The 9,188-nt window shown below is 64.8% G+C and carries 5 protein-coding genes; 2 read left to right on the top strand and 3 right to left on the bottom strand.

The genetic code is table 11. The annotated features are described in order from the left end of the window. Window positions 1–1,272: 1,272 nt before the first annotated feature. The 3 genes from VFW69_RS23015 to VFW69_RS23005 all read right to left on the bottom strand — a co-directional run bounded on the left by VFW69_RS23015 (window position 1,273) and on the right by VFW69_RS23005 (window position 6,055). Complete coding sequence (locus tag VFW69_RS23015) at window positions 1,273–3,243, bottom strand: tripartite tricarboxylate transporter permease (RefSeq protein ID WP_526504968.1); 1,971 nt, start codon at window positions 3,241–3,243, stop codon at window positions 1,273–1,275. 10 nt (window positions 3,244–3,253) lie between these two features. After that, window positions 3,254–4,366: a type 2 periplasmic-binding domain-containing protein gene (locus tag VFW69_RS23010; protein WP_526504966.1), complete on the bottom strand. Its 1,113-nt coding sequence runs from the start codon at window positions 4,364–4,366 to the stop codon at window positions 3,254–3,256. Between the two features lie 297 nt (window positions 4,367–4,663). Further along, the gene (locus tag VFW69_RS23005; RefSeq protein ID WP_526504964.1) at window positions 4,664–6,055 is read right to left on the bottom strand and encodes an SLC13 family permease; all 1,392 of its coding nucleotides are present in this window, start codon (window positions 6,053–6,055) and stop codon (window positions 4,664–4,666) included. A gap of 365 nt (window positions 6,056–6,420) precedes the next feature. Between VFW69_RS23005 and VFW69_RS23000 the strand changes: the two genes are divergently transcribed. Then, complete coding sequence (locus tag VFW69_RS23000; RefSeq protein WP_526504962.1) at window positions 6,421–7,323, top strand: LysR substrate-binding domain-containing protein; 903 nt, start codon at window positions 6,421–6,423, stop codon at window positions 7,321–7,323. A gap of 494 nt (window positions 7,324–7,817) precedes the next feature. Further along, window positions 7,818–8,930, top strand: coding sequence for a PrpF domain-containing protein (locus VFW69_RS22995; RefSeq protein WP_526504970.1), 1,113 nt, complete (start codon window positions 7,818–7,820; stop codon window positions 8,928–8,930). The last annotated feature ends 258 nt before the right edge of the window (window positions 8,931–9,188 follow it).

Genomic DNA, 9,188 nt, shown 5'->3' with positions numbered 1-9,188 from the left:
CTTCGACAGAGTTGCTCTCCTGTCGGTCGAAGCTCATTGCTCACCACGCAGCGATAACCGAGGACGTTGACGAGAACTTCGTCACTGTGACAGTTGGCGTTGTCGAGCATGCAGCCTCCGCCCGGCCTAAAGATGTCGCATAAACACCTCGCCAAGCAGAATGTCCGATCTGCAGGCACGTGCGTCATGTTGCATCACGCAGTCGGTGACCTGGCGAAAGTTGTTCGCGGTGGGCCAGGCGGTGCGGCCCGCTCACATCGGGATGCTGCGAGCGATCACCGCGCGAGACATCCCCCGGCGCCGAGCTTTTCGCTCTGGATTGCCGAAAGTCGGTGTGGGCAGGTACCGGTCGTGACGCGGCGCTCACGCAGATTGCCCAAGTTCTTGCTGATATGGATCTGACCGCACTGACAGTCATCTTCAAGACCGTGTGCGTCCACCTGACTGTCCGAGGTCCCAGACCCGCAGCCGACATATCCTTCACCCAAAGCTGAATCGCGTCATGGACGATCCGCGCGATTGGCCATGCGCTAAAGCGCGGCTGTATGCGCAGTCGCCAATGTCCTCGTATCCACGGCGAACCTTCGCGCTAAGGCCGGGTCGCGATGCAAGCCACGATCGATACACCTCCACGGCAGTGCCGCTCGATGATCGGCATGTACTCACGCTAATTTCGCTTGAACACCACGAATTAACGCCATGGATACGTTTGGGGACAGGTAGTCTCGATGCACGCAGGCGGAGACGGAGGCCGAAGTCGCGAACGACGAGTTCATCCGACGAGGCGGCCGATCCGGAGCCGATCGACCAAGGGCGTGATCCAGGCCGCTGCTGTAAATGCTCAGGGGCCCTGGCCGATCCGATCCTGCAACTCACACACCAAATCTGATGCTTGCGCTTAGCGAGGTCGTCGGGCACCTCCTGACCGGCCTACTGGGTCAGCGTTTGCAGTTGACTGTGCTGCGGGCGCCCGAAGCGGAATGAATTGCAGCAGTCGACAATCGGATGCATTTGAAATCATGAGCGTGGCATTCGGCGATCGCGATGCGTTCACCCATCAACTACGCGTACACTGAAAGCCACTCCGGAAGCAAGTTCACGTTTTCGGGGGAACCCAAATTCCCCTTACCTAAAGTCGCTGGTTCGGCCAAGTCATCCCTGTCGGCACCGTCCACACTGGACGTCATCTCACCCCCGTATCCAGACCTGCTGCAACCCAAGACGATCCTCCAACGTCACGGTTGACCGGCCAAGAATGACTCGACGATAACTCTAGGTGGTGTTGACGAGCCCTATCGGTAGGCCGATCGGGATCAGTGACGGCAAAGCAGCAATCACGATCGCCAAGGCAAGGCCGTAGACGATCACGATGCGCGGCTTCGCCCGGGCCACATACAACAAAAAGGCTGGCACAAATAGAAGTAGCGCCGCCACGTATCCGAACAGCGTCGTCAAGCCGAGGAAGGCCACCATCCAAACGAAAGTCTTGAGCGCGACGCCGACGTCACGAGTCCACGTGACGCCGGGCTCAGCAGTACGGCGCCATGTCCGGAGTTCCGTGAAGACGAGCAGCGCCGCGACGATGGCACCGCCGGCACAGACGAGTCGGGGAACCAGCCGTGCCTCCGGCGAGAAGGAACCGGCGGCGAGGAAGCCGGCGACGAACACCAGAAGCATGGCGGCGGACAGGCCGCGCGACCAGACGGACCCTACGAGTTCGCCCTCGTGCTGGTCCTCCGGCGGTGGCTCCGCGTGTGGGTCCTCGGGAGTGGGCCGTAGCCGGGCACGGCCGCGGCGTGTGCCGGTCACTATTGCGGGCACCACGAGGACGGCGAGGAAGACCAGAACCCATGGGCGCAGCATCCACGAGAGTCCCGAGTAGACGTTGGCGGTGAGGAAGTAGTAGCGCTCCATCGGAATAGCCAGCACGAAACCGATCAGGAAGGGTGCGCGCGGGAAACCAGTCTCCTTGAGCAGCCAGCCGAAGACACCCAGGGCGAGCATCACCCAGAGGTCACCGAGTTGCCCGCCTTCCTGGAACGCCCCAAGAAGCATCACGACGACCAGCCCGGGGCCGAGTATGGCGAAGGGCACTTTCGTGATGCTGGCGAGTCCACGTGTCCCTGCAAAACAGAACATCGCGCCGAGAACGCTCGCGATAGCAAAGGACCAGACGATCAGGTACATGAGGTCAAGGTGGTCGCTGATGATCGCGGGGCCCGGCTGAATACCGTAGGTCAGCAGCATGCCGAGCAGCATCGCTGCCGGCACGCCGCCGGGGATTCCGAACAGCAGGGTGGGGATCAGATCTCCGGCTTCCACCGAGTTGTTCGCACTCTCCGGCCCAACGATGCCCCGTGGGTCGCCCTTGCCGAACGTGCGCTTATCCTTGGCGGTCGCAACGGCTTGGCCGTAGGCCAGCCATGTGCCGGCGGTCGCTCCCACGCCGGGCAGGACACCGGCCCAGATACCGATGAGCGCCCCGCGCAGGACCTGCCCCCAATAGCCGAGCCACTCTTTGATTCCGCTGAGCCAGCCGCCGGCCAGCTCGACCACCGCTCCGGGCTTGTCCACTTGGCCGACGCGGGAAGCAATTTCGGCCAGACCAAAGATGCCGAGCGCGACCGCGACCAAGGACAGACCGTCAGCGAGGAAGAGGCTGCCAAACGTGAATCGACTCTCCGCGGTGGTGGGAGACGTTCCTACCATCCCGAGGAGCAGCCCAAGGAAGCCCGCGGTCAGGCCTTTCGCGACGTTGCCCCGCGAAAGCACGGCGGCTAGGGAAACTCCCAGCACGGTAAGCATGAACAGCTCGGGGCTGCCGAATGACAGCACGAGCGGTCTGGCCAGCGGGATGGCGAGGGTCAGGCCGATTGCGCCGAGGATGCCGCCCGCCATGCTCGACAGGAAGGCGAGACTGAGCGCGCGCGCGGCCTGTCCTTGCTTGGCCATGGCGTAACCGTCGAGCATCGTGACGCTGGCCGAGGCGGAGCCGGGTGCGCCAAGCAACACCGCAGCCACCGTGTCCGAGGTGTGCACAACCGCCAGGGCACCGATAAGCAGCGCCAGCGCTTGCTCGGGGTCCATGCCGAATGTCACGGGCAGGAGGATGGCGACGGCGCCGGTGCCGCCGAGTCCGGGAATGAGGCCGATGATCAGGCCGGCGACGATACCGATGAGCAGCAGGATCAATTGCTCCGGCGCGAACAACGCCTGGAGCGCCGCGACGGCGGACTCAACCATCACGTTCCCTTTATTCCAGCTTGACCTGGTAGTCAGATTCGAGGAGATTCACGATGTACTCGCGCACGGGCGCATCCACCGTATACGCCGTGCTGATTCGCGCAGCCAGTTGTTGATCAGCAAGCAGGGGGTATCCGCCAAGGACTTTCGCTACTTCCTGGTTGAACTGCGGTGACTGGCTTAGCTTTTCCGCGGATGCACGTAGCAGCTCAACGGCTTGTCGCGGCGTGTCACCGGGCACCCACATCGCCTTTTGATACGTGTACGTCAGGGCCAGCAGTTTCTTGTACGCCTCGAATGTCTCGCCCCTGGGTGCCTGGCCGTAAAGGCTCTGGTAGACCTCGGCAACATTAGGGATATCGGGAAAGTTGGGGTCGCGGACGACGTCGCCCTTATCGTCTACCTGTCCGAAAGACATGAGTGGCACGGCGGTGCCAGCCCTGACCAGCGGCTCCACCGCAGGTGCATACGCCGATGTCGTTTGGTAGTCGAGGTCGACTTCCCCACGCTGCAGGGCGAGGTTCACCGGCCCACGCCCCTCGAACCCGAAGATCGCGTCCACGTCTACGCCGAGAAGGTCAAAGGCGACCAATGTGGTCAGATCAAGGCCGGTGGCGCTAATCCCGCCGAACTTCAGCGGCGCATCGCGGTTCAGCAGATCCTCTGGTTTTCGGACGCCGGCCTCTGCGCGGGCATATATCACCCCGCCGGTGCCGGTGGCGAGGATGGGGGTAAGTCGGTTGAAGTTGTACTCCACCGCGGATCGACCGAGAACCCACGGCATGACCGTGCTCGCCGTGCTGACAAGTATCTCGGTGCCGTCCGCGGGCGCCGACGCCGCGAACCGGTTTGTGCCGGAGATGCCTTCCCCGCCCGCTTCGTTGACGGGGGAGAAACCTGGCTTGCCGGGGATCTCCCGGGTGAGCTCGGTACCGACGAACCGGGCCCACGTGTCGGTGCCGCCCCCCTCGGCGAGCGGAATCAACAGCTCGATCGTTTCACCTGCATAGTCACCGTCGGTGGTTGAGGCCTTCGGATTGAGCAGATTGCCGCCGAAGATGACCACCGTTACCGCTAACAGAGCGAACGCCACCATGATGGCGGCGGAGGTCTTCGGGTTCACCGGCGGGTGCTCAACGGCATCCCACGGGTGCGATGCTGGTGGCCGCCGCGCGTCGGAGGATGACGAATCCGCCCGGTCGTTCGTCGTATCACGCATCGGCACGCACCCTTTTGTCTCGTTGGATACGACCTAACACCCGTATTTCTGCAAACCCCACCATGTTGGGCGTATCCGACAACCATCCGGCCTCGGCCCGGGCTGCACGCCGTCTAGGTGCCAATCCGGCGGATCGGCGGGTACAAGGACGGCGCGACCGCCACCTCGGTGGAGGTGGCGGTCGGTGCCGGTGGCGGGTGGTTAGGTCAGGTGGAGGAGTTGGGGTGTGACGACGAGGGTGAGCCAGCACAGGCCGGGGGCCAGCGCGACGACGATGCCGCTGTTGAGCAGCATTTGGCGGTAGAACACGCGGCGGTCGATGTTCTGGGCGTTGGCCAACACCAGGGCTCCGTTGGTGGAGAAGGGCGACACGTCGACGACGGTGGCCGAGATGGCCAGCGCGGCAACGACTCCCACGATGGGCAGGGCACCGGTCTGGAGCAGGGGCAGGGCCAGCGGGATGACGGCGGTCAGCAGCGCGGTGGAGGAGGCGAATGCGGAGGTGGCGCCGATGACGTAGCACAGCACCAGGGCGACCAGCAGGGGGGCGCCGATCGCGACGGCCATCTCGGCGAGGTGGTCGATGGTACCCATTTCCTGCATCACCGAGATGTAGGTGACCATGCCGGCGACCAGCAGCACGGTGGACCAACTGATGCCCGCGATCGCTTCGTTCTGCTTCTTCAGGTCGGTGAAGGCCAGGATCGCCCCGGCGGCGATGGCGACGAAGCTGATCGGCAGGTGCAGCACTAGCACCAGCACCAGCACGCCCGCGATGAGCGCGAGGGTGAGCTTTTGCACCCAGGTCACCGCCGGCCCCGCGGGTGCGGCGTCGGTCACGGGGGGCGTCATCCGAGTCAGTAGGGCGGTCCCGGTCGACACCGAGCCGCCGGCCGGCGCCCAGCCCGGCTCGCCGGGGATCGGGCGCGGGGCAGCGCCGGCGCCGTGGTCGGGATCGGTGCCGGTGGCGCTGTACTCCAGGCCGCGCACCCGGGCCAGCACGGCGTAGCCGACCACGGTCAGTACCGACAGCAGCAGGTTGATGCCGTAGCTGGCCAAAAACAACGTCCACGGCGCGATGCTCAGCCCACTGGATTGGACGATGTCACGCACCAGCACACCGGAGACCGAGATCGGCGAGAACGCCCCGGCGTGAGCGCCATTGATCGTCATGATGCCCATCACCAGCGGACTCATCCGGGTGCGGGCGGCGAACGCCATCGCCGCCGGCGCGATGAGCGCCACCGCCGCCGGGCTGAAGGTGCCCAACGCGGTCAGCACCGAGGCGGCGAAAAAGAACACCCACGGCACCACTGTCACCCGCCCGCGCACGGCTCGGATGCAGGCGTTGACCAGCAGGTCAATGGTGCCGTTCTTCTTGGCCATGCCGAAGAAGTAGGTGACCCCGACGATGGTCAGCACGATCGAGGTGGGAAACTCGGCCAGGATCTCCTTATCGTCGAAGCCCAGGACGAATGCCCCGACGCCAAACGCGCCGAGGAATCCCAGAATTCCGATGTTGATGGGAAACACGCTGGCGATCACGAACATCGCGACCAGCGCGATCAAGGGCAGTATCTCGATGGAAGTCATGACGAACTTTCGCTGTGGCGGCGCGACCGGACGGCGCTACCGGGTGGCAGAGGCCACACCCATCGGTCGAGCGTGGCTCACAACACGTTAAGCAGCCGCTAGGTTCAGCACAATTTCGACTTACTAGCCAGCCCTTTAGCAAAACTGAAACCTTCGCCGTTCGCGAAGGCGCTCTTCCCCACCGTGGGCGAGGTGCGATAGACGAGGCCACGCGCGCGGGTCTGGGCGGCGTCCAGTTGGGCCGAATTCCTTTCTGGTAAGCGGCAACTGCTGCGCCGTCACGACGTGCGTGGGCCACGACTGCCTATAGTTATGATTGGACTGACTCGACGAGCTATTATTCGTACTTAACCCCGGAGGTTGCTGTGCTGGACCCGCGTCGCCTTCTGCTGCTCGTCGACGTCGTGCGGGCCGGCTCCATCACCTCGGCCGCGTCCCGGCTGAACTATACGACTTCGGCTGTGTCTCAGCAGATCTCGAAGCTGGAATCCGAAGCTGGGCAACCGCTGCTCGAACGCCACGCCCGGGGCGTGCGGCTCACCGAGGCCGGGGCGGCCCTCGTGCGTCGTGCTGAACGGATCGAAACCCAGCTGCTGGCGGCCGGCACCGAACTCGACGACATCGCCGGACTGCGATCGGGCACCGTGCGGCTCGGCACCTTCCCCACGGCGGGCTCGAGCCTGCTGCCGCCGGTCGTCAAGTTGTTCAAGTCGCGCCATCCGGCGATCGGGCTCACCGTGCGCAGCTCGCGCTTCGCCCAGCTGAGGGCCATGCTCGACGCTCGCGAGATCGAAATGTCGCTGTTGTGGGACTACGCGTGGGATCCCGTCAACGACCCCGAGCTGACAGTACGGGTGCTGCTCGTCGATCCACCGACGCTCGTGGTGTCGGTGAATCATCGGTTGGCGAAGCGCAAGAAGATCTCGATGGACGAGCTCGCCGACGAGCAATGGATCACCCGCGAGGACACCCATCCCGTGGGTTTGGCATTGGAGAAAGCCTGCCATGCTGCAGGGTTCACACCCACCGTCGCCTTCGCAGCCAACGACTATCAGGAGGCCCAAGCGATGGTGGCCGTCGACCTCGGTGTCTCATTCGCGCCGCGGCTGGCGCTGTCGAATCTGCGCGACGATGTCCGTGTCCTCCCGCTCGTCGGGGGCGCACCATCGCGTCGAATTCTCCTGGCACACCCCGCCGAACAACGCCTGACGCCGGCGGCTCAAACCCTGATGAATACCTTCGAGGAAGTCGCACACGGGTTCGTCTGACCAACCTCACAGGATGGTCGGCTCGGTGAAACCGTCGCCAGCCATCGATCTGTGCATGGCCATCAGGGTCCGTTCATCGCCGGCTCGCACCTCTGCGATCGCCCGGTCGGCATCGAGCCGGCATCCTTTCCGTAAAGCCCGTCAGGAAGGACTTGCGCTAGCCGCTCAACGGCCGAATCACGTGCTGTCAGGGTTCATTTGGGCATAACCGGGGACGTCGACGTTCGAAAGAGATGACCGATCCATGCCGCCCGCGAAGCCCCGAGTGCCGCGGCCGGACATCGGCTTGTTCATGACGCGGCCGCGCAGAGGGTTAAGTTCACCTTAAGCATCATCGAGATTTCCGAGATTGTACTTGAGTCTTATCCGGCGCACGCTGGTTCCTGACAGCACAGGAGACGCGACGCACTCCAACCTCTCGGGTTGGAAACCGCGGTCTCCTTCAATTCGAACGAAAGGCGGGCCAGGCAGTGTTCACACTCCGCGGCACCTGGATGCGTGGCGGGACCAGCAAGTGCTGGCTGTTCAACGCAGTCGACGTCGACCCCTTGATCGAGGACGCCGGCAGCCTAGACGCCATCCTCACCGCCGCCTTCGGCGCTGAGGATCCGCGCCAGCTCGACGGTGTGGGCGGCGGCAGTTCCACCACCTCCAAAGCCGCGGTGGTGCGCCGGTCCAGCGACCCGGCCACCGACGTCGACTACCTGTTCGGCCAGGTCGCCGTCGGCGACCGGCGGGTCGAATGGGGCAGCAACTGCGGTAACTGCGCCACCGCGATCGGGCTGTATGCAGTTCAGGCCGGGCTCGTGCCGGTCGACGCGACCACGACGTCGGTGCGGATGCGCAACCAGAACACCGGAGCGGTCCTCGTCGCGGAAATCGCTACACCGGGCGGGTCAATCCCGGTCCAGGGTGCCGCCGCCGTCCCCGGAACGCGCGCCCTCGGCGTCCCGGTCGCGCTCACGTTCGTCGACCTGGCCGCCGACCCGACATCCTTACTACCCACCGGATCGGTGACCGACCCGGTCACTGTGGGTGGGCGCGACTATCGCGGGACGTTGGTCAGCGCCGGAGCCCCGACGGCGTTGTTCGGCGCCGCCGATCTCGGACTGACCGGCGCCGAGGACAACGCGTGTATCGCCGAGCAGCTGCCGCTGCTGGTTGAGCTGCGCAGCGAGGCGGCGCTGCGGATGGGGCTGCGCCGCCCCGGGGAACCGGTCGCGCACGCGGTTCCGAAGGTCGGAATCGTTGGGCCGCCACGCGATTACCGGACCAGCTCGGGAGTCGAGGTCGCCGCCGAGGACTACGACGTCTCGGTGCGGATGGTGTCCATGCTCGCCCCACACCCAGCGATCGGCCTGACCTCGGCGGTCGCGGTCGCCGCAGCCGCCACACTGCCTGGTGGTGTCGTCGCCGATAATGCCCGGATCGCGTGGCCAGGCTCGCTGCGACTCGGCACGGCCGCCGGTGTTGTGCATGTCGACGTCACCTCGACCCCGCACGGATATCCCGACACGGTGACGCTGCACCGGGCCGCCCGACGAATCGCCACCGCCGACGTATTCGTCGCCGCACCAACAGTCGCACTGGCCGGATCGCCGGCATAAGACCGACTTGCGCCGGCTGACCCGCGCGCAGAAATCATTTGGCTGACAGCTGCTTTCGACACCGATAGCCCGGGACCACCCGGGGCCATCGACACCCACGACCATCCCCGACCCGTTCCTGCCGTCGCAGCCAGAAACGATCATCAGCCCACCCCGGACGATATCGCCCGCGGGCGGACTTCCTGCAAAATTTTCGAACACCAACCCAAGGAAGGGCGTTGCCTCAGGAATTCGACGCGACAACGACCGACTCGGCGG

The sequence above is a fragment of the Mycobacterium sp. genome (genome assembly GCF_036273375.1).
Lineage (GTDB): Bacteria > Actinomycetota > Actinomycetes > Mycobacteriales > Mycobacteriaceae > Mycobacterium.
The sequence above is the reverse complement of the archived record's forward strand: the minus strand, read 5'-3'. Positions and strand labels throughout refer to the sequence as shown.

What these genes read in the sequence shown, in the direction of transcription:
- VFW69_RS23015 (WP_526504968.1), bottom strand. Translation starts at nt 3,243, where the DNA reads ATGGTTGAGTCCGCCGTCGCGGCGCTCCAGGCGTTGTTCGCGCCGGAG.
- VFW69_RS23005 (WP_526504964.1), bottom strand. Translation starts at nt 6,055, where the DNA reads ATGACTTCCATCGAGATACTGCCCTTGATCGCGCTGGTCGCGATGTTC.
- VFW69_RS22995 (WP_526504970.1), top strand. Translation starts at nt 7,818, where the DNA reads ATGCGTGGCGGGACCAGCAAGTGCTGGCTGTTCAACGCAGTCGACGTC.